Source organism: Novosphingobium sp. 9U, assembly GCF_902506425.1.
Lineage (GTDB): Bacteria > Pseudomonadota > Alphaproteobacteria > Sphingomonadales > Sphingomonadaceae > Novosphingobium.
The window spans coordinates 2,592,278-2,611,263 of sequence record NZ_LR732469.1 but is presented as its reverse complement, the minus strand read 5'-3'; the positions used below and the strand labels follow the sequence as shown (position 1 = coordinate 2,611,263).

19 protein-coding genes are annotated in these 18,986 nt (G+C 65.6%); 6 read left to right on the top strand and 13 right to left on the bottom strand.

Features of this window, described 5'->3' with window-relative positions; translation table 11 throughout:
- Positions 1 to 174 precede the first annotated feature (174 nt).
- Positions 175 to 1,533 (top strand): aminomethyl-transferring glycine dehydrogenase subunit GcvPA, encoded by a 1,359-nt coding sequence (gcvPA, locus tag GV044_RS12125; RefSeq protein ID WP_159869998.1) that lies wholly within the window; start codon positions 175 to 177, stop codon positions 1,531 to 1,533.
- Complete coding sequence (gene gcvPB, locus GV044_RS12120; RefSeq protein ID WP_159869995.1) at positions 1,530 to 3,125, top strand: aminomethyl-transferring glycine dehydrogenase subunit GcvPB; 1,596 nt, start codon at positions 1,530 to 1,532, stop codon at positions 3,123 to 3,125. Before gcvPA ends, gcvPB begins: the two co-directional genes overlap by 4 nt.
- A 119-nt stretch (positions 3,126 to 3,244) precedes the next feature.
- Here the strand turns inward: gcvPB and GV044_RS12115 are convergent, their stop codons facing one another.
- The 3 genes from GV044_RS12115 to GV044_RS12105 all read right to left on the bottom strand — a co-directional run bounded on the left by GV044_RS12115 (position 3,245) and on the right by GV044_RS12105 (position 4,533).
- Positions 3,245 to 3,382 (bottom strand): entericidin A/B family lipoprotein, encoded by a 138-nt coding sequence (locus GV044_RS12115; protein ID WP_159869992.1) that lies wholly within the window; start codon positions 3,380 to 3,382, stop codon positions 3,245 to 3,247.
- Positions 3,383 to 3,394: 12 nt separating this feature from the next.
- On the bottom strand, positions 3,395 to 3,523 hold the full coding sequence (locus tag GV044_RS12110) for an entericidin A/B family lipoprotein (protein WP_159869989.1): 129 nt from the start codon (positions 3,521 to 3,523) through the stop codon (positions 3,395 to 3,397).
- A gap of 101 nt (positions 3,524 to 3,624) precedes the next feature.
- Entirely contained in the window at positions 3,625 to 4,533 is a 909-nt protein-coding gene (locus GV044_RS12105) for a DMT family transporter (protein WP_236554897.1), read from the bottom strand.
- A 46-nt stretch (positions 4,534 to 4,579) separates the two neighbouring features.
- Between GV044_RS12105 and GV044_RS12100 the strand changes: the two genes are divergently transcribed.
- Positions 4,580 to 4,780, top strand: a complete 201-nt coding sequence (locus GV044_RS12100) for a hypothetical protein (RefSeq protein ID WP_201299098.1) — start codon at positions 4,580 to 4,582, stop codon at positions 4,778 to 4,780.
- A 20-nt stretch (positions 4,781 to 4,800) separates the two neighbouring features.
- Here GV044_RS12100 and GV044_RS12095 read toward each other — a convergent pair whose 3' ends face one another.
- The 3 genes from GV044_RS12095 to GV044_RS12085 form a co-directional block, all read right to left on the bottom strand.
- Positions 4,801 to 6,315, bottom strand: coding sequence for a CpaF family protein (locus GV044_RS12095; protein WP_159869980.1), 1,515 nt, complete (start codon positions 6,313 to 6,315; stop codon positions 4,801 to 4,803).
- A 92-nt stretch (positions 6,316 to 6,407) separates the two neighbouring features.
- Positions 6,408 to 7,946, bottom strand: a complete 1,539-nt coding sequence (locus GV044_RS12090) for a hypothetical protein (protein WP_159869977.1) — start codon at positions 7,944 to 7,946, stop codon at positions 6,408 to 6,410.
- Positions 7,947 to 7,954: 8 nt separating this feature from the next.
- Positions 7,955 to 9,439, bottom strand: a complete 1,485-nt coding sequence (locus tag GV044_RS12085) for a glycosyltransferase family 39 protein (RefSeq protein WP_159869974.1) — start codon at positions 9,437 to 9,439, stop codon at positions 7,955 to 7,957.
- 146 nt (positions 9,440 to 9,585) lie between these two features.
- Between GV044_RS12085 and GV044_RS12080 the strand changes: the two genes are divergently transcribed.
- Positions 9,586 to 9,888, top strand: a complete 303-nt coding sequence (locus tag GV044_RS12080; RefSeq protein WP_236554896.1) for an HNH endonuclease — start codon at positions 9,586 to 9,588, stop codon at positions 9,886 to 9,888.
- A gap of 28 nt (positions 9,889 to 9,916) precedes the next feature.
- On the opposite strand, the gene GV044_RS12075 is transcribed toward GV044_RS12080, so the two are convergent.
- From GV044_RS12075 to GV044_RS12055, 5 genes are all read right to left on the bottom strand, one after another.
- Entirely contained in the window at positions 9,917 to 10,174 is a 258-nt protein-coding gene (locus GV044_RS12075; protein WP_159869971.1) for an ATP synthase F1 subunit epsilon, read from the bottom strand.
- Positions 10,175 to 10,349: 175 nt separating this feature from the next.
- Positions 10,350 to 11,807, bottom strand: coding sequence for a F0F1 ATP synthase subunit beta (gene atpD / locus GV044_RS12070; protein WP_159869968.1), 1,458 nt, complete (start codon positions 11,805 to 11,807; stop codon positions 10,350 to 10,352).
- Positions 11,808 to 11,831: 24 nt separating this feature from the next.
- A complete protein-coding gene (locus tag GV044_RS12065) occupies positions 11,832 to 12,710 on the bottom strand; it encodes a F0F1 ATP synthase subunit gamma (protein WP_159869965.1) in 879 nt (292 codons plus the stop codon).
- Between the two features lie 75 nt (positions 12,711 to 12,785).
- Positions 12,786 to 14,315 (bottom strand): F0F1 ATP synthase subunit alpha, encoded by a 1,530-nt coding sequence (atpA, locus tag GV044_RS12060; protein WP_159869962.1) that lies wholly within the window; start codon positions 14,313 to 14,315, stop codon positions 12,786 to 12,788.
- 13 nt (positions 14,316 to 14,328) lie between these two features.
- On the bottom strand, positions 14,329 to 14,883 hold the full coding sequence (locus GV044_RS12055; protein ID WP_159869959.1) for a F0F1 ATP synthase subunit delta: 555 nt from the start codon (positions 14,881 to 14,883) through the stop codon (positions 14,329 to 14,331).
- 235 nt (positions 14,884 to 15,118) lie between these two features.
- On the opposite strand from GV044_RS12055, the gene GV044_RS12050 reads away from it, so the two are divergent.
- Together GV044_RS12050 and ada are read left to right on the top strand one after the other, a co-directional pair.
- The gene (locus GV044_RS12050; RefSeq protein ID WP_159869956.1) at positions 15,119 to 15,610 is read left to right on the top strand and encodes a DUF1203 domain-containing protein; all 492 of its coding nucleotides are present in this window, start codon (positions 15,119 to 15,121) and stop codon (positions 15,608 to 15,610) included.
- Complete coding sequence (gene ada / locus GV044_RS12045; RefSeq protein ID WP_159869953.1) at positions 15,607 to 16,638, top strand: bifunctional DNA-binding transcriptional regulator/O6-methylguanine-DNA methyltransferase Ada; 1,032 nt, start codon at positions 15,607 to 15,609, stop codon at positions 16,636 to 16,638. Before GV044_RS12050 ends, ada begins: the two co-directional genes overlap by 4 nt.
- Before the next feature lie 33 nt (positions 16,639 to 16,671).
- On the opposite strand, the gene GV044_RS12040 is transcribed toward ada, so the two are convergent.
- Both GV044_RS12040 and GV044_RS12035 read right to left on the bottom strand, forming a co-directional pair.
- Positions 16,672 to 18,222: a cryptochrome/photolyase family protein gene (locus GV044_RS12040; protein WP_159869950.1), complete on the bottom strand. Its 1,551-nt coding sequence runs from the start codon at positions 18,220 to 18,222 to the stop codon at positions 16,672 to 16,674.
- Between the two features lie 71 nt (positions 18,223 to 18,293).
- Positions 18,294 to 18,866 carry an OsmC family protein gene (locus tag GV044_RS12035; protein ID WP_159869947.1) on the bottom strand — a complete coding sequence of 191 codons (573 nt, stop codon included), beginning with the start codon at positions 18,864 to 18,866 and terminating at the stop codon, positions 18,294 to 18,296.
- Positions 18,867 to 18,986: the final 120 nt, after the last annotated feature.

The window sequence follows — 18,986 nt, the reverse complement described above, 5'->3', positions numbered from 1 at the left end:
CCCTCCCCGGAACGGGGAGGGGGACCGCCCGAAGGGTGGTGGAGGGGACTCGCCACCACCCGCAGCGACAGCCGCCCGTCAAGCCAACCGCCGTAGAGCCAACCGAGAGTCCCCACCACCATGCTCCGCATGGTCCCCCTCCCCGTGCCGGGGAGGACAAGCCAGGAACTTCACATGCGCTACCTACCTCTCACCGCCGAAGACCGCAGCGCCATGCTGGCGACGATCGGCGCTGCCTCGGTGGACGACTTGTTCACCGATGTACCGCCCGAGGCTCGGCTCTCCGGACCGGTCGAGGGCCTGCCTGCCCATGCCAGCGAACTGGCAGTCGAGCGGCACTTGAGCCGGCTAGCGGCGCAGAATCTCACCGCCGGCAACGCACCATTCTTCCTGGGTGCGGGCGCTTATCGCCATCACATCCCCGCCTCGGTCGACCACCTGATCCAGCGCGGCGAGTTCCTGACCGCCTACACGCCCTATCAGCCCGAGATTGCGCAGGGCACGCTGCAGGTGCTGTTCGAGTTCCAGACTCAGGTCGCGCGGCTGTTCGGTACGGACATCGCCAATGCCTCGATGTACGACGGCTCGACCGCGTGCTGGGAGGCGATCCTGATGGCGGGGCGGATCACCCGGAGGAGCAAGGCGGTGCTCTCTGGCGGGCTCCACCCGCACTACGCGCAAGTGGTGCGCACCATGGCCAAGTTCACCCGCGACGAGATCGATGCGCGTCTGCCCCGACTCGACGCCGAGCCGGACAATGCCGACCTGATTGCCGGCATCGATGCGCAGACCTCGTGCGTGGTCGTGCAGTACCCCGACATCCTAGGTCGCATCCCTGATCTCGCCAGGATCGCCGAGGCCGCGCGTGCGCAAGGCGCACTGCTGATCGCGGTGGTGACGGAGCCGGTCGCCCTCGGTCTGATCGAGGCGCCGGGCAATCTCGGCGCGGACATCGTCGTGGGCGAGGGGCAGTCGCTGGGCGTCGGCCTGCAGTTCGGCGGACCTTACCTGGGCCTGTTCGGATGCCGTGAGAAGTTCGTGCGGCAGATGCCAGGGCGCTTGTGCGGGCAGACGGTCGATGCCGAGGGCAAGCGCGGCTTCGTGCTGACGCTCTCGACGCGCGAGCAGCACATCCGGCGAGAGAAGGCGACGAGCAATATCTGCACAAACTCAGGACTTTGTGCGCTGGCATTCAGCATCCACATGACTTTGCTGGGCGGCGAGGGCTTGGCCAAGCTCGCGCGGATCAATCATGCGCGCACCCAGGCGCTGGTCGAACGGCTGACGCAAGTGCCCGGCGTGTCGGTGCTCAACACGGCATACTTCAACGAGGTGACCTTGCTGCTGCCGAGCGACGCGAGAGACGCCGTGCGCGTGCTGGCCGAACGTGGCGTGCTGGGCGGCGTGTCGCTGGGCCGGCTCTACCCTGGCGCGGCGGAGCTGGCGAAGGGCCTGCTCGTCACCGCGACCGAGACCGTGACCGACGAGGATATCGAGACCTTCGCCACCGAGCTTGCAGGAGTGCTGGCATGACCGCGACGAACACCGCCGGATGGCGCCCGACCATGGGCGGAGCCGACACCAGCGATAAACCTGCAACGATCAGCGGCGATTACGCGCTGTTGCTAGAGGAAAGTCTCAGCTTCGAACTGGGCGGCCATGGCAAGTGCGGCGTCGACATGGACGAGCCTGACCGCCAGCCGCTCGCGGGTTTGCCGCTGCGCCAGGCGGCTCCCGATCTCCCCGGGCTGACCGAGCCTGAAACGGTGCGTCATTATACGCGCCTGTCGCGCCAGAATTATGCGATCGACCTCGGGCCGTTCCCGCTCGGGTCGTGCACGATGAAGCACAACCCGCGCCTGAACGAGAAGGTCGCGCGGCTGCCAGGCTTTGCGGACGTGCATCCGCTCCAGCCGCAGGCGAGCGTGCCCGGCGCGCTGGAGGTGATCGCGCAGCTAGCAGACTGGCTGGTGACACTGACCGGCATGTCGGCCGTCGCGATGTCGCCCAAGGCGGGCGCGCATGGCGAGCTTTGCGGTCTGCTCTGCATCCGCGCCGCCATCGATGCGCGCGGCGAAACGCGGGACGTCGTGCTGGTGCCCGAATCCGCGCACGGTACCAATCCTGCCACGGCCGCGTTCGCCGGCTTCAAGGTCGAGAGCATCCCCGCGACGGCGGCCGGCCGCGTGGACCTCGATGCGCTGAAAGCCAAGCTGGGGCCGAACGTCGCGGGGGTGATGATCACCAACCCCAACACCTGCGGCCTGTTCGAGCCGGACATGAAGGCGATCGCCGATGCGGTCCACGCCGCCGGCGGTTACGTCTACTGCGACGGCGCGAACTTCAACGCCGTGGTCGGCAAAGTGCGCCCGGGCGACCTGGGCGTGGATGCCATGCACATCAACCTGCACAAGACGTTTTCCACCCCTCACGGTGGTGGCGGGCCGGGCGCAGGTCCGGTGGTGCTGTCCGAAGCGCTGGCGCCTTACGCGCCGCTGCCGTTCGTCACGCGTGACGGAGAGGGGCAGATCCACCTCGTCGAGGAGGAAACCGCGGGCGAGGACCGTCCCCATAGCTTCGGGCGCATGGTGGCGTTCCATGGCCAGATGGGCATGTTCACCCGCGCGCTGACCTACATCCTCAGCCATGGCGCCGATGGCCTGCGCCAGGTGGCGGAGGATGCGGTGCTGAACGCCAACTACGTCCTGCGCAGCCTGGAGGACGTGCTGCACGCGCCCTACGGCGACAGTGGCCCGTGCATGCACGAAGCGCTGTTCAGCGATCATGGCTTCGCGGAAGGGTTCTCAACGCTGGACGTCGCCAAGGGGCTGATCGACGAGGGATTCCACCCGATGACGGTCTACTTCCCGCTGGTGGTGCACGGCGCCATGCTGGTCGAGCCGACCGAAACCGAGAGCAAGGCGGGGCTCGACCGCTTCATCGCCTCGCTTCGCAGCCTGGCCAAGCGAGCCAAGGCTGGCGACGAGAGCCTGCACTCGGCGCCGCACTATGCACCGCGGCGGCGGCTCGACGAGACTCTGGCTGCGCGCAAGCCGGTGCTGGTCTGGAAAGGTGAGCCTGCGCCATCCGGTCAGCCTTCGGCCAACGAGATTGGTGGACGCTAACTACAGCGGTTAGAGCGCATCCCGACGTACCATCCGCGGGGATGTGACAACATAGAGGATCGTCTGCGGTCGCCCTAACGAGAGCCTTGGCTCCGTTCAGGCGACCGCTTCCGTCCGGCTCAGTTGCCCTTGATGACGTCCTCGCCGGCCTGGCCAGCCGATTGAACGTCCCTGCCGGCACCCTTGACGGTGTTGCAGGCGGTCGCGCCCAGCGCGATGCTTCCGGCGACGAGCGCGAAAACGACTTTCTTGATCATGCTATATCTCCCTTACATCGCCTTGTCGGCGGCGTTCCCAACCGATTCCACGTCCTTGCCGGCACCCTTGACGGTGTTGCAAGCGGTTGCGCCCAGAGCGATGCTGCCAGCGACGAGCGCAAAGACGACTTTCTTGAGCATTTCTGATCCTTTCACATGGGCGGCACGAGCCGTGCTTGACGCCTGCGCAGCCACAACCTTTGATGCTCCGCCGTGTTCCCGCGACTGCCGGCGAACGAGGATTAATCTTCCTCAAGCGCCGTCGCGGGCGAGATCGCGCGGGACAGGTGATGCTCGCGCCAGGTGATGATCAGACCCGCCGCGACGATCAGCGGGGCGCCGAACCAGATCACGCGCGGCGGCAGGCGATCCCAGATCAGCCAGCCGTAGAGCGTCGACCAGACCAGCGCGGTGTAGTCCATCACGATTACAGTGGCGACCGCGGCGTGGCGTAGCGCCAGGGTGATCAGGAGCTGCGCTCCGGTGCCGCTGAGCCCGATAAGTACCAGTAGCAACCACTGCCACGCGTCATGCCGCGTCGCGTAGACGGGCATCAGCACGCCCGCGAAACTGGTGCCGTAGAACGCGAACCAGAACACGCAGGTGACCGGCGCTTCGGTGCGGGACAAGTCGCGGATCTGAAAGCTGACCGCCGCAACGATGAGCCCGGCGCCGAGTCCTGCTGCGACACCCAGCATGGAGAGGGGGACATGACCAGGCCGCGCGATGATTACGACGCCGGCAAACCCGAGTACGACCGCGGTCCAGCGCCAGCGTCCGACGTGTTCGCGCAGCACCAGTGCAGTGATGAGCACGGCGAACAGCGGCGTCGTGAAGCCCAGGGTCGTCGCCTCCGCTAGCGGCAGCAGCATGGCGGCGGAGACGTTGCAGAGGAGGCCAAAGGTCCCGATGGCCGCACGGCGCGCGTGGCTCGCTATGCGCTGCGTACGCAGCACGCCGATCTTGCCGGTCAGGGTAAGCCCGATAAGCAGCGTCGGGATCGACACGGCCTGACGCCAGAACATGACTTCGGGCGCGGCCACGCCGCTCTCCCCGGCGACCTTGACGAGCATGAACATCGTCGAGAGCAGCAGCATCGCGCATGTGCGAAGGAAAAGGCCAAAGAGGGGGCGCTCGGGACGGTCGGTCACCCGAAGACGCTTTAATTGCGCCCCGGATCGGGGCAAGGGCGCGCTGATGGACAACTCCGCACCGTGGATGGTCGCTGCCGGCACGCTGGCTGCGATCGTCGCCATCGTCGCCTGGTGGCGCGACCATGCGCGCGCCCGCCGCAGCGACCTCGACAGGGTGAGTATCGTTCCGTGGACGGCAGTGTCGTTCTGGGCGACGATGCTCGCGCTGCTGATGCTGGGCGCGGCCGTGAAGGCCTGGATCTAAGGCGCGACCGGCGGGGGGGACTAGAGGCAGGCCTCCAGGTACGCCTGGTCGAAGCCGAACTGGCGCGCCTTTTCCAGCGTATAGGGGCGCAGGCCCGAAGGGCGGAATTCGCCGATGATCTTGCCGTCGTCGGTCTCGTCCAGGTACTCGAACTTGAACAATTCCTGCGTGACGATGACGTCGCCTTCCATGCCGATCACCTCGGTAATGTTGGTGGTGCGGCGCGAACCGTCGCGTAGGCGCTTCACCTGCACGATGAGGTCGACCGACTCCGCGATCTGGCGGCTGATGGCTTCCTTGGGGATCTTGATGTCGCCCATCAGGATCATGTTCTCCATACGGCCCAGGCACTCGCGCGGGCTGTTGGCGTGGAGCGTACACATCGAGCCGTCGTGACCGGTGTTCATCGCCGCGAGCAGGTCGAAGCACTCGGCGCCGCGGATTTCGCCCAGGATGATGCGGTCTGGACGCATACGCAGGGCGTTCTTCACGAGGTCGCCGATGGTGATCGCACCCTGACCCTCCAGGTTCGGCGGCCTCGTTTCGAGCGGCAACCAGTGCGGCTGCTGCAGGCGGAGTTCGGCCGCGTCCTCGATCGTCAGCACGCGCTCGCCTGGGTCGATCATCTTGGACAACGCATTGAGCATCGTTGTCTTGCCCGAGCCGGTGCCGCCTGAGATGACCACGTTCATGCGGCAGGCGCCCGCGATCTTGAGCACGGTCGCCATCTTGTCGCTCATCGAACCGAAGTCCTTAAGCATGTCGATGGTGATCGGCTTTTCGGAGAACTTACGAATCGAGATCGCGGTGCCGCGCAAGCTGAGCGGCGGCACGATGACGTTGACGCGGCTGCCGTCCTTAAGGCGGGCGTCGGCCAAAGGGGTTGTCTGGTCTACGCGGCGGCCGACTTGGTTGACGATCCGCTGTGCGATCTGGAACAGATGCTGCTCGTCGCGGAAGCGGATGCCGGCCAGCTGCAGCCGGCCTTTCTTTTCGATGTAGGTCTGCTGCGGACCGTTGACCATGATGTCCGAAATGTCAGGGTCGTTCAGCAGCTCTTCGAGCGGGCCGAAGCCGAGCAGTTCATCGATCAGCACCTTCTCCAGCGCGAACTGTTCGCGGCGGTTGAAGGTGATCTTGAGCTCGGCGAGCACCTCAATGATGATGGGCCGGAATTCTTCGGATAGCTCATCCTTGGTGAGCGTCGCTGCGGCCTCGGGATCGACTCGCTCCAGCAGGCGCGGCAGCACCTGCTCCTTGATCTTGTGGATCGAGGCCTCAAAGCCGTCCTGCTCGGCATCGGTGTGCACGGCGTTGGCGCGGTCGGCGAGGCGGCTCATCGCATCGTCGCGCAAGTTTGCCGGCGGCGCGAACGCGTCGGCGCCCGGTACGGGGGGGAACTGCTCGCCGCCGGGCAGCGGAACCTGCTGCGTGCGATCCGGCACTGCGCCCTTGAGCGGCTTTGCCACTCCGAAGGCAGGCCGAGCGCCCGCGTTCATTCCGCCGATGCCGCTGCGTCGCCCGAATGCCGTCATGAATCCACCAACCCCTTGCACGCCCGACTGCGTAGTCGAGCGCGATGCGTTTCGATTGAAGACCCTATTAAGGTTGAAGCTTTGATAACTTACTAATGCGCTGACGATGCTGCACGAACGGGCGCATCGACCGCGAACACGGCTGCGTCTGCCCGCTTCCACACCTGCGAAAGACCTGCGCGCGGGGGTATCGCGCCGGCTTCCTCGCCCACGATCCACACGTGGGTGAAGGCTTGCAGCGGCATGCCGCGCAGCGAGTCGCTCAGCTTGCGTGAGGGGTTGTTGCAGCGGCGTGGGTAGAACAGCTGGCGGTCGTCGGTCGCGAACTCGCCCGCAGCCGGGAAGTGCACGGTGAGCGGGTTCATGCTCGAATTCGCCCACTGGTCGTTGACGAAGACCTCCTTGCGGGTGAGCGCCAGGCTGCCGAGGTGTGAGTACCAGGGAACTGCCCATTGCGACGGGCAGGGCAGACTGACGAGCATGGCGATGCGGGCATGCTCCGGTATCACCGAGAGCGCCTCCATCTGTGCTTCGACCATGGCCTCGCGTTCGCGGTAGACGTGCGCGGTGAGTGCGAGGCGCAGCGCAAGGAAGCTCAGGGCGGCAATCATCGCCGCATGACGCAGCCGTGGTGCGGGACGGATCGCCAGCAGCGCCATCATCGCCGCGTAGGGCACCAGCCGCATGTCGGCGAACACCGAGCCGAAGATCTGGCGCGGCATGAGCACGAAGGCGGCACCGGCGATGGCAGCGGCGAGGCCCGGCACCGGCTCGATCCTGGTGTATCGACCACGCAGGCCGGCGTAGATGGCGAGCGCCAGGACTCCGGCGCTGACGATGTCGATCGGCGACGAATCGAGCCGCAGGATCTCTGCGATCCACCCGGCCTTTTGCGCAATGTCGAACCAGCCGCCGGTATCGGTCTGGCTCGCACCGCCGCGCCACAGCAGCATCGGGATGAGCGGTGCCAGCAGCGGCAGACACTCGACGAACGTGGCCAGCAGAGCTTGGACGGGCCGCTTGGCCCTGCCGGTGCGCACGAGGCTTGCGGCCGTGCACAGGATGCCGAGGAAGGCCCAGCCGAATGTGTGACAAGTCCAGACCGCAAGGCCGAGCGGCACCAGGAGCAGTGTGCGCGCAACAGTGTGTTCACTGCGCTCAAGGCAAACCCACAGCCAGAATGCGAGTAGCGCCAGCGCCATCGCCAGCGAAAAGTTGAGGAAGCCCCACGTGAAGGGCAACCCGTAGATCAACGTGAGCGCCAGTACGGCAAAGGGCGTGATGCGCCCGTGAAACTTATGCGAGAGCAGCAGGATCGCAGTGGCCGAGAGCAGCGGCACCAGCACCACGATGAGCCGCACCGCGCCCATCAATCCTAGCGCCGGGTAGAGCAGCTCGACCAGAAGGTCGGCCCCAAGGTTACCGATGACCTGCCAGCGAAAGCTGTAGAACGTCTGCCACCAAGGATGATCGGCAAGGCCCGTCTGCAACGCGTAGCGGCCGACGTGGCCGAGCACGTCGATCATCGGTGGCGTGCGCAGCAGGAGCATCGGGAGCGCAGTCGCGAGGATCAGCAGCACTGCGGCGAGCGTGCGCAGCAGCGCCGAAGCAGCCTTCGTCGGAGAGGTCACGTCCATGTTCAAGCCGTGCCACATCGCGTGTAGACGATCTGCCCTTGCCCGCCCATGTGATCGTAGATCGTGAAGCGCGCCTTGTGCCGGCAGGTGGTAAGATAAGCCTTCATCATCGCGACGTTCGCCTCGTTGATCGGCCAGGCCAGGATCGGATCCTGCACGACGACGGTTTGTGGCCGGTCGGCGATGATGCGTCGCATCTCGGCCACTTCGTTGATCCCGCTCGCGCCGCTCTCCGCGCCTTCGTAGAGGTGAGGGGGGAAGGCAAGCGGTCCGGGCGGCGTGGCTCCCGTCAGCACATAGAGGTAATTGGGTAGCCCCCAGACCAGCAGTTTGCGATCGGGCGTATGTGCCTCGACGTAGGCGACCAGTTCCGGCGCGGCATGGTGGGCGCGGAGGCGTGTCGGAAGATCGAGTGTGTGTCCGTAGATGATCGCGACAATCACCAGCGCGGCAAAGCCGAGCGTGCCTATCGAGCGACGATCGAAGAAGACGGCGCTCAGCACGCAAAGCGGCGGCAGAATGGGAATGGCATAATGCAAGTAGATGTTCGGAAAGCTCGCTACTGCGAGGACCGCGACCCCGGCCCAGAGGGCCATGAACACGACCATCGGACGCTTGCGGTCCGGCGCATCCAGCGTGATCCAGCCGAGCACTGCAAAGGCGAGCGGCATGCCCAGTGAGCCGATGATAGCGAGGAACCGCACGAAGCGGCCCCACGGCGTCTCGTAGAAGCGCGCCAGATTGGATCGGACCAGCGCTTCCCAGAGTTCGGGCAAATGCCCGATCTGCCAGTACCACGCGAAGGTCACGGCCATCGGCAGCACGGCTACCGTGGCGAGCAGAACGACGCGGGACACGATCCGCGAGAGGGCGGCGCGGCTGGCGATTAGCTGGGCGGTCACGAACAGGCCGAAGAACCCGCACTCGATCGCAGCCGATTGCTTGAAGGCGACGGCGAGGCCCGCCGCAGCCATGCCGCACACGAGGACGGCATCTATGTGCCCGCGTCGCAGCAGATCGAGGCGCGAAACGATGGCCCAGGCGGCCAGGATCATCAGCGTGGTGTACCAGACCGGCGCCTGCCCGCTTGCGCCGCCGAAACGACCGAGCAGGGCGAGGTAGGCAATGCCCGCCATCAATGAGGGCACAGTGCCGCTCACCCGCTGCGCCAGGCGCGCGATCCCGAAGCTGCCGGCAATCGCACTCAGGGTGGCCGCAAGCTGGAAAGCCAATACCGATGGCGAGACCAGCGCGATGGCGGCGTACGTGAGGTAGAGTGCCGGCGGCTTGCGGTCCCAGATATCGACGTAGAGCGTGGCGCCCTGCAGCATGCGGCGGCCGACAAGCGCGTAGAACTGCTCGTCGGTATCGAAATTCCACTCGCCGAATGTCGCTCCGCGGGCGATCAACGCGAAAACGGCGAGGACGAGCAACTGTGCCAGCCATGAGCGTTCGAGTAGCGCGACTGCGCGGTCGCGCAATCTCACCCTGCTATTGTCTGCCGAGAGCGGGGTGACAGCAAGCGGCATGGTTGTCGGGCTCATCCGCCACTGTCTTTCGGGCTCATGATACAGCCTTAGCCGAAACATGGTTACTTTTTGCCGAACCACGCCGCTTCGCATCAAGGCTGCGCATGCCCATCTTGAACGGGATGAGCGACAAGGACGATTTGACTTGCTGGCTGTGTGATCGACCGGTCGGCCGCAAGGTGGAGTGGCATCATCCACTGCCCAAGAGCCGCGGCGGTCGGACGACGGTGCCCGTGCATCCGATCTGCCATCGCATGCTGCACTCGACGTTCGACAATGCCACTCTGGCGCGACGGGGAACCGACGCTCTGGTCCTGCGTCAGGAGCCGGAGATCGCGAAATTCGTGCGCTGGTTGACCGACAAGCCGCCGGACTTCCACGCCCGCACGGCCAAGCGCAAACGTTGAACTCAGATCAGGTCCGGCGTCGGCAGGCTCAGCCCTCGACGTGCTCGGCCAGCACGGTCAGGCCGTTGGCGCCGACCTCAGCAAAGCCGCCCTGGATGCGGACCTCCTCGGGCGCGCCGTTCTCGGTGCGATAAACCTTGAGCGGACCGTCCTTGATCGTGGTCATGAACGGCGCGTGGCCGTGCAGCACGCCCATCTCACCCTCGGTGCCGGGGATCACGACCATGTGGACCTCTTCCGAACGGACGAGGCGGGCAGGGGTCACGAGTTCGAAGTGCAGTGCCATAGTCGAATGTCCCTCGCTTTAGCCGAGGGTCCTCAATCTCCCCTCCCGCGTGCGGGAGGGGCTGGGGGAGGGCTTGTTCGTTCGTAAGGGAGGGTGCCCACATGCCCTCCCCCGACTCCTCCGCAGGCGGGAGGTGAGTTCAGGGTGCCCGAGCCTTGCGGCCGGGCGCTCCCTATCAGGCCTCTTCGGCCAGTTTCTTGGCCTTCTCGACCGCCTCGTCGATGCCGCCGACCATGTAGAAGGCGTTCTCGGGCAGGTGATCGTACTCGCCTTCGACGACGGCCTTGAACGACTTCACGGTGTCCTCGATCTGCACGAACTTGCCCGGAATGCCGGTGAAGACCTCGGCCACGTGGAACGGTTGGCTGAGGAACTTCTGGATCTTGCGGGCACGGGCGACGGTGAGCTTATCCTCTTCGGACAGCTCGTCCATGCCCAGGATCGCGATGATGTCCTGCAGTGACTTGTACTTCTGCAGGGTCTCCTGGACGCGGCGGGCGGTCTCGTAGTGCTCGGTGCCGACCACGCGCGGCTCAAGGACGCGCGAGGTCGAGTCGAGCGGATCGACTGCCGGGTAGATGCCCAGCTCCGAGATCGCGCGGTTCAGCGTGGTAGTCGCGTCCAAGTGGGCGAACGAGGTCGCCGGCGCCGGGTCGGTCAAGTCGTCCGCAGGCACGTAGATCGCCTGGACCGAGGTGATCGAGCCCTTGTTGGTCGAGGTGATGCGCTCCTGCAGCTGGCCCATGTCGGTCGACAGGGTCGGCTGGTAGCCCACGGCCGAAGGAATACGGCCCAGCAGAGCCGACACTTCGGCGCCGGCCTGGGTGAAGCGGAAGATGTTGTCGACGAAGAAGAGCACGTCCTGACCCTCTTGGTCGCGGAAGTACTCGGCCATGGTCAGACCCGACAGAGCGACGCGAGCGCGGGCGCCCGGCGGCTCGTTCATCTGGCCGAACACGAGGGCGACCTTGGAGCCGTCCGAGGTGGCGTTGCCCTCGGCGTCCTTGGCGATGACGCCGGCGTCGAGGAACTCGTGGTAAAGGTCGTTGCCTTCGCGGGTGCGCTCACCCACGCCGGCGAAGACGGACACGCCGCCGTGGCCCTTCGCGATGTTGTTGATCAGTTCCTGGATCAGCACGGTCTTGCCGACCCCGGCGCCGCCGAACAGGCCGATCTTGCCGCCCTTCGCGTAAGGCGCGAGCAGGTCGATGACCTTGATGCCGGTGACCAGGATCGCCGCCTCGGTCGACTGATCGATGAACGGGGGAGCCTCGGCGTGGATCGGCGCGTGCATGTCCGAGCCGACCGGGCCCATGTCGTCGATTGGATCGCCGACGACGTTGAGGATGCGGCCGAGCGTCTTGGGGCCGACCGGTACCGAGATCTGCGATCCCGTGTTGGTCACGCTCTGACCGCGGGTCAGGCCATCGGTGCCGTCCATCGCGATCGTGCGCACGGTGTTCTCACCCAAGTGCTGCGCGACTTCAAGAACCAGCTTGGAGCCGTTGTTCTCGGTCGTGAGCGCGGTGAGGATCGCCGGCAGCTCGCCTTCGAAGGTCACGTCGACGACGGCGCCGATGACCTGGCTGATCTTGCCGGTAGTGGTCTGGTTAAGCACGGGGGCGGTTGCCATTGTCTTTTCCTTGCCTGCGGATGCTTAGAGCGCTTCGGCGCCAGCGATGATTTCGACGAGTTCGGTGGTGATCGCGGCCTGGCGGCTGCGGTTGTATTGAATGGTCAGCGTCTTGATGAGGTCGCCGGCGTTGCGCGTGGCGTTGTCCATCGCGGTCATCGACGCGCCTTGTTCGGACGCCATGTTCTCCAGCAATGCGCCGAACAGCTGCGTCTTGAGATAGCGCGGGAGCAGGGCGGCGAGGATCTCTTCCTCGTCCGGCTCGTACTCGACCACGGCGTCGCCCTGCTTGGCAGGGGCGGCCTTGGGCGCCGGCACTGGGATGATCTGCTGCTCGGTCGGCTCTTGCGTCAGTGCGTTCCTGAACTTCGAGAAGAACAAGTGCGCGACGTCGAAACGACCTTCTTCGTAGAGCGCGACCAGCTCGTCGGCGATGCGCTCGGCCTCGTCGAAGCCGGGATTGCGCACGTCGGTGGTGTCGAACATCTGCAGGATCGACTTGGGATAGTTGCGGCGGATCACCGGGCGGCCCTTGCGGCCGATCAGGTAGAACAGCACCGTCTTGCCCTCGGCCTCGAGCCTGCGGGCAGCGACGAGCGCGGCCTTGACGATATTCGAGTTGAACGCGCCGGCCAGGCCCTTGTCCGAGTTGGCGACGACCAGCAGGTGAACGCTGTCGCTGCCCGTGCCGGCCAGCAGCTTGGGGCTGTTGGCGGTCACGGTGATCTTGCCGCCGAGCGAACTCATCACTTCGGCCAGGCGCTGGGCGTAAGGGCGCGCGGCCTCGGCCGCCGCTTGCGCTTTGCGCAGCTTCGCCGCCGCGACCATCTGCTTGGCCTTGGTGATCTTCTGGGTCGACTTGACCGAGTTGATCCGGCCTTTGAGTTCCTTCAGCGAAGCCACTCAATCATCTCCAAATCGTCCCGGCGCGGCCAGGATCGGATGCCGGTCCCGGACCAAAGCCCGGGACGACGTATCTTAGGCGAACTGCTTGCCGAACGCTGCGAGCGCGTCTGCCAGCTTCTTGGGCGTCTCACCCTCGAACTTGCCGGTGTCGCGGATCTCGGCGAGGACCGCCGGGTGCTCGGAGTGCAGGTAGCTGAGCATCTCAGCCTCGTATTCGGTCACCTTGTTGACCGGCAGCGAGTCGAGATAGCCGTTGGTGCCGGCGTAGATCGAGGCGACCTGCTCTTCCATGGTCAGCGGCGAGAACTGCTTCTGCTTCAGGAGCTCGGTCAGGCGCGCACCGCGGTTGAGCAGCTTCTGGGTCGAGGCGTCGAGGTCCGAACCGAACTGCGCGAACGCGGCCATCTCGCGGTACTGCGCGAGCTCCAGCTTGATCGAGCCGGCGACCTTCTTCATCGCCTTGGTCTGGGCCGAACCGCCGACGCGGCTGACCGAGAGGCCGACGTTGATGGCCGGACGCACGCCCTGGTAGAACAGGCCGGTCTCGAGGAAGATCTGGCCGTCGGTGATCGAGATCACGTTGGTCGGAATGTACGCCGAGACGTCGCCCGCCTGGGTTTCGATGATCGGCAGCGCGGTCAGCGAGCCGGCGCCGAAATCGTCGTTCATCTTCGCGGCGCGCTCGAGCAGGCGGCTGTGGAGATAGAACACGTCGCCGGGGTAAGCTTCGCGGCCCGGAGGACGACGCAGCAGCAGCGACATCTGGCGGTAAGCGACGGCCTGCTTGGAGAGATCGTCGAACACGATCACGGCATGCATGCCGTTATCGCGGAAGAACTCGCCCATGGCGGCGCCGGTGTAGGGCGCCAGGTACTGCAGCGGTGCGGGCTCCGAAGCGGTCGCGGCGACGACGATGGAGTACTCCATCGCGCCGTTCTCTTCGAGCTGGCGGACGATCTGCGCGACGGTCGAACGCTTCTGGCCGACGGCGACGTAGATGCAGTAAAGCTTCTTGTTCTCGTCGGTGCCCTGGTTGGCGCTCTTCTGGTTGATGAAGGTGTCGATCGCGACGGCGGACTTGCCGGTCTGGCGGTCACCGATGATCAGCTCGCGCTGGCCGCGGCCGACGGGAACCAGGGCGTCAATCGCCTTGAGGCCGGTCTGCACGGGCTCGTGTACCGACTTGCGCGGGATGATGCCGGGCGCCTTGGTCTCGACGCGGCGACGCTCGGTGCTCTCGATCGGGCCCTTGCCGTCGATCGGGTTGCCCAGCGCGTCGACCACGCGGCCCAGCAGGCCCTTGCCGACGGGCACGTCGACGATGGTGTTGGTGCGGCGAACGCTGTCGCCTTCCTTGATGGTGGCGTCCGAGCCGAAGATCACGACACCGACGTTGTCGGCTTCGAGGTTCAGCGCCATGCCCTGGATGCCGCCGTTGAACTCGACCATCTCGCCGGCCTGGACGTTGTCGAGGCCGTGGATACGGGCGATGCCGTCACCCACCGAGAGCACGGTGCCGACTTCGGAGACCTGCGCTTCGGTGCCGAAGCTGGCGATCTGGTCCTTGATGACCTTCGAGATTTCTGCGGCGCGGATGTCCATCGGATGTTCCTTCTTAGCCCTTCATCGCCTGGGCGAGAGAATTGAGACGCGTGCGGATCGAGCTGTCGATGCGCTTCGAGCCGATCGTGACGACCAGCCCTCCGAGCAGCTCTGGATCGACGCTGGTGCGGATTTTGACGTTGCGGCCCTCGCGCGCTTCGAGTTTCTGGCGCAGCTGCTCGACCTGGCTGTCGGTGAGCGCATGGGCAGAGGTGACTTCGGCAGTGGCCTCGCCGCGCTGGGCAGCGGCGATCGCGTGGAAAGCGCGGATGATCTCGGGCAGCACGAACAGGCGGCGGTTGCCGGCGAGCACGCCCAGGAAGTTCTTTGTCAGGTCGGACAGGCCAAGGACAGGCGCGATAGCGTCCATGATCTTGGCAGCGTCGGTGCGGCTGACTTGCGGATTGCGGATGAGAGCACCGAAGTCCTCGCTTTCGCGAATGGCAGCCTCGACCCGGTCGAGGTCACCCTCAACGGCGGTGACGGTGCCGTGCTCGCTGGCGAGGTCGAACAGGGCCGAAGCATAGCGCCCCTGCAGACTGGCCTTGATTCCGCCGGAATTCTCCACGCGTGTCCTATCCTTGCATCCAGGTGGCGTAATTGAACCTGGGGCACGCCAGCGAAGGCGCGAAACCGCGCTTTGTCCCCCAGATGGCCGGCGCATAGCGACGATTCTGTCATGATGCAAGGCGGGCAGGACAGGCTGGGGACAAGCGTTTTAGCTTTGGGCGCAAGGTGCGGGAAGCGGGTGTCGCGCGAGCCGGCTAGATGGCGGGAAGGATCCAAGATCGGGAGCCAAGACAATGACATACACCTTGACCGGGTTGCCGCGCCAAGCCTTCGAGCACTTCTTCGGGATGACTGATGCCGAGCTAGCTGCTGCCGGTGCGCGGCGTATCATCGCCGATGCGGAGCGCGGCTTTCCCTGCCGGATCGGACTGCGCGATGCGCACGCGGGCGAGCCGCTGATCCTGCTCAATTACGTGAACCATGACGTACCCGGACCGTTCCGTACCGCCTACGCGATCTATGTCGGCCCGCAGAGCGAACCGGCATTGCCCTTCGTCGATCGCCTGCCCGACACCCTCGATAGTCGTGCGCTCTCGTTGCGCGGTTTCGATGCTGACGGCCTGATCGTCGATGCCAAGCTTGCGCATCCAGGCGATGGGGACATGGCGATCCGGCTGCTGTTTGCGGACACTCGCGTTGCTTGTATCCTGGCGCACTTCGCAGCGTACGGCTGTTTCGCCGCGCAGATAGAGCGTAGCGATGGAGCCATGGAGAAGGCGGCATGATCGCAGACACGGAAGCCTGGAAGGCTGTGCTCGCCCGCGACCGGACCTTCGACGGTCGCTTCGTCACCGGCGTGCACTCAACGGGGATCTACTGCCGGCCCTCGTGTGCCGCGCGCCATCCGCACCGCGAGAACGTGCGCTTCTATGCGACCATCGCCGAGGCGGAGGCATCGGGCTTGCGGCCGTGCAAGCGCTGCCTGCCTGGCGACATTGCTCGTGACGAGGCGGCGGTGGCGCAAGCCCTGGCGTTGCTGCGCGCGAGGGCCGATGGCGGCGGGGATGTCGTCACGCTGGAGCAACTGGCGCAGGCAACCGGCTATTCGACCACACACTTCCAGCGTGTGTTCAAGCGCGCGATCGGACTCAGCCCTGCGGCTTACGCACGTGCGCTGCGGCTGGAACGTGCCGGCGAGGTGCTGAGCGAAGGTGCGAGCGTGACCGAGGCGGTCTACGCGGCAGGCTACGGTGCGCCTTCCCGGTTCTACGAGGCGAGCGAGGGGAAAATGGGCATGGCACCTTCGGCATGGCGCAACGGCGGCGCGGGCGTGACGATCCGGTGGGCCGTGGTGCCGACCACGCTGGGCGAGATGCTGGTTGCAGCGACCGACAAGGGCGTGTGCCGCCTGTCCTTCGCGGAAGGACCCGAGGCGCTCGCCCGCCGTTTCCCGCGCGCCGAGCTGGTCGAAGGTGGGCCGGATTTCACGGCGCTGCTGGCCGAGGTGATCGCCGCTGTCGAGCAGCCGGGGCAATCGCGCGCGATCCCGCTCGACGTGCAGGGGACGGCTTTTCAGCAAGCCGTGTGGCAGGAACTGCAGCGCATCCCGCATGGCGAGACGCGCAGCTATGCCCAGATCGCTGCGGCCGTCGGCAAGCCGGGCGCGGTACGGGCAGCGGGCTCGGCCAATGGAGCGAACAACGTGGCGGTGCTGATCCCCTGCCACCGGGTGGTGCGCAGCGATGGCACCTTGGGCGGCTATGCCTATGGGCTCGATATCAAACGCGAGTTGCTGCGGCGCGAGCGGGGATAGCGACATCTGCTCCTCTCTCCATCGGGGAGAAGATCAACACCGCGCCCAGCCCTTCGCCGCTGGCACCAGTTCGCCCAGAACGGCTTCGGCGCTGTCTAGGTACGCCTGCCGCTTGGCAGGCTCCATCTTGTCCCAGGTGCCATAGACTCGGCCGATCCGGTGGTTGTTCTCCAACAGCTTGCGATGGCGAACCAGGAAGTGCCAGTAGAGCGGGTTGAACGGACAGGCCCGCTCGCCCGTCTTCTTGTTCACGTCGTAGTGGCAGGCGCCGCAGTAGTCCGACATCTTGTTGATGTAGTTGCCGCTCGCCGCATAGGGCTTGGAGGCGAGCCGGCCCTTGTCCGCCCACAGCGCCATAGCTGCCACGTTGGGCAGCTCGACCCACTCGTATGCGTCGGCGTAGACCACCAGGAACCAGTCCTCCAGCTCCTGCGGGATCACGCCGGCCAGCAGCGCGAAGTTGCCCAGCACCATCAGCCGTTGAATGTGATGCGCATGCGCGTTGTCGCGGGTGGAACGGACGCAGTCGGCCATGCAGCGCATCTTCGTCTCGCCGGTCCAGTAGAACTCGGGCAGCGGCCTGTCCGCCTGCAACGCGTTCGCCTCGCGCAAGCCCGGCATTTCGTACCAGTACATGCCGCGGATGTACTCGCGCCAGCCGATGATCTGGCGGATGAAGCCTTCGGCGGCGTTGAGCGGCACCTTGCGCTCGCGGTAGGCTCGCTCGGCGCGGCGGCAGACCTCCAGCGGGTCCAGCAGCCCCAGGTTGATCGACGTCGACAGTAACGAGTGGAACAGGTCGTCTTTACCCCACTTCATCGCGTCCTGATAGCGGCCGAATTCGGGCAAGCGCTCGACGATGAACTTGTCGAGCGCCTTGCCCGCTTGCTTAGCGGTAACCGGCCAGCGGAAGCGCTCCAGGCTGCCGAAGTGATTGCCGAACCGCGCCTCGACCAGGGCAATTACGTCGCGGGTGATCTTGTCCGGCGGGAACCCTGCTACCGGCGGAGCCGCCAAGAACAGGTCGGGGCCGGCGCGGTTCTCCTTGTCGTAGTTCCACTGCCCACCTTCGGGCTTGTCGGCGTTCATCAGCAGGCCGGTGCGCACCCGCATGTCGCGGTAGAAGTTCTCCATGAGCAGCCGGTCGCGGCCTTGCGCCCAGGCGTAGAACTCCTCTTTACTGCACAGGAAGCGATCGTCTGTGAGGATCTCGACCGGAACGCCGAGGCTGTCCTTCCAGCCCGCCATCATCTCGGCCACGCGCCACTCGCCAGGTTCGACCACGCGGACCCGCTCGGCCGCGTGCCGCTCCACCGCTCGCGCGACTTCGCCGGTGAAGCTGCCGGAGTTCGCCGGATCGTCCAGCCGGACGTAGTCGACCCTCCATCCTTGCGCCTCTAATTCAGCCGCGAAGTGGCGCATGGCAGAGAGGATCAGCACGATCTTCTGCTTGTGGTGGCGCACGTAAGTGGTCTCGTCCCAGACCTCCATCATCAGCACGACGGCGCCTGCCTTGTCGCATCCGTCGAGGCTGGCGAGGTTACGGCTGAGCTGATCGCCGAGGATGGGAACAAGCGTGGTCATGCGCGCCAAGGCTAACGCGCGATCCCGCCCTCGGCGCCATGCCCTTTGGGACGGGCACGGCGCTGATACGATCACTGCACCACGAAGCGGGGGCGCAGTTCAACCTGACGGGCGACGTTGTGGAAGTTGGGAGAGGTCTGCATGACCGCAGCGTGGACCTGCTCGAACTGCTCGGGCGTGCCGTCGCCGGCAATCCGCACGGTGTAGTCCAGCGCCTCGTAGCCCGGCGCCACCTGATCGGAGAGGCCGAAGAAGCCGCGCAGGTCGATGTCGCCGCGCGTCTCGATCTGCAGGTCGGTGAGGGTGATCCCGAGCAAGGCGCACTGGGCGACGTAGCCCACGATCATGCAGGCGTTCAGCGCCGCGAGCAGCATCTCCTGCGGGTTGGCGAAACGGTTGGAGCCGCCGAGTTCGTGGGGCTCGTCGATGTCGATGGTGAAGCTGCGTTCGACCTTCTCACCGCTCATGCCGTATTCCTCGACTCGCGCGCGGCTCCAGGTCTGATCCTGCCAGTCTGACACCACGCGCCAGTTGGTCATTCCCCGTGCCGGATCGCGATCGACTTCGCCGACGAGCTGTTTCACGGCGTTGATATCAATACCGTTTACAGTGTCGGTGGTCATCTGTTCTTCGAGAGCGTCCATCGTTCTTCTCCTTATCTTTGCAGGTGTGCTATCTCGATGTTTCTGTGGACGCTTTGCCGCGGCGGGCTCGTGCGGACCATGACTGGGCTGCCGCCGTTCATGATCGCGATGCCGAAAGCG

Coding starts and splice junctions, on each gene's coding strand:
- gcvPB (WP_159869995.1), top strand. CDS start 1,530: ATGACCGCGACGAACACCGCCGGATGGCGCCCGACCATGGGCGGAGCC.
- GV044_RS12100 (WP_201299098.1), top strand. CDS start 4,580: ATGGACAACTCCGCACCGTGGATGGTCGCTGCCGGCACGCTGGCTGCG.
- GV044_RS12115 (WP_159869992.1), bottom strand. CDS start 3,382: ATGATCAAGAAAGTCGTTTTCGCGCTCGTCGCCGGAAGCATCGCGCTG.
- atpA (WP_159869962.1), bottom strand. CDS start 14,315: ATGGACATCCGCGCCGCAGAAATCTCGAAGGTCATCAAGGACCAGATC.
- GV044_RS12075 (WP_159869971.1), bottom strand. CDS start 10,174: ATGGCACTGCACTTCGAACTCGTGACCCCTGCCCGCCTCGTCCGTTCG.
- ada (WP_159869953.1), top strand. CDS start 15,607: ATGATCGCAGACACGGAAGCCTGGAAGGCTGTGCTCGCCCGCGACCGG.
- GV044_RS12095 (WP_159869980.1), bottom strand. CDS start 6,315: ATGACGGCATTCGGGCGACGCAGCGGCATCGGCGGAATGAACGCGGGC.
- atpD (WP_159869968.1), bottom strand. CDS start 11,807: ATGGCAACCGCCCCCGTGCTTAACCAGACCACTACCGGCAAGATCAGC.
- GV044_RS12040 (WP_159869950.1), bottom strand. CDS start 18,222: ATGACCACGCTTGTTCCCATCCTCGGCGATCAGCTCAGCCGTAACCTC.
- GV044_RS12080 (WP_236554896.1), top strand. CDS start 9,586: ATGCCCATCTTGAACGGGATGAGCGACAAGGACGATTTGACTTGCTGG.
- gcvPA (WP_159869998.1), top strand. CDS start 175: ATGCGCTACCTACCTCTCACCGCCGAAGACCGCAGCGCCATGCTGGCG.
- GV044_RS12050 (WP_159869956.1), top strand. CDS start 15,119: ATGACATACACCTTGACCGGGTTGCCGCGCCAAGCCTTCGAGCACTTC.
- GV044_RS12110 (WP_159869989.1), bottom strand. CDS start 3,523: ATGCTCAAGAAAGTCGTCTTTGCGCTCGTCGCTGGCAGCATCGCTCTG.
- GV044_RS12035 (WP_159869947.1), bottom strand. CDS start 18,866: ATGGACGCTCTCGAAGAACAGATGACCACCGACACTGTAAACGGTATT.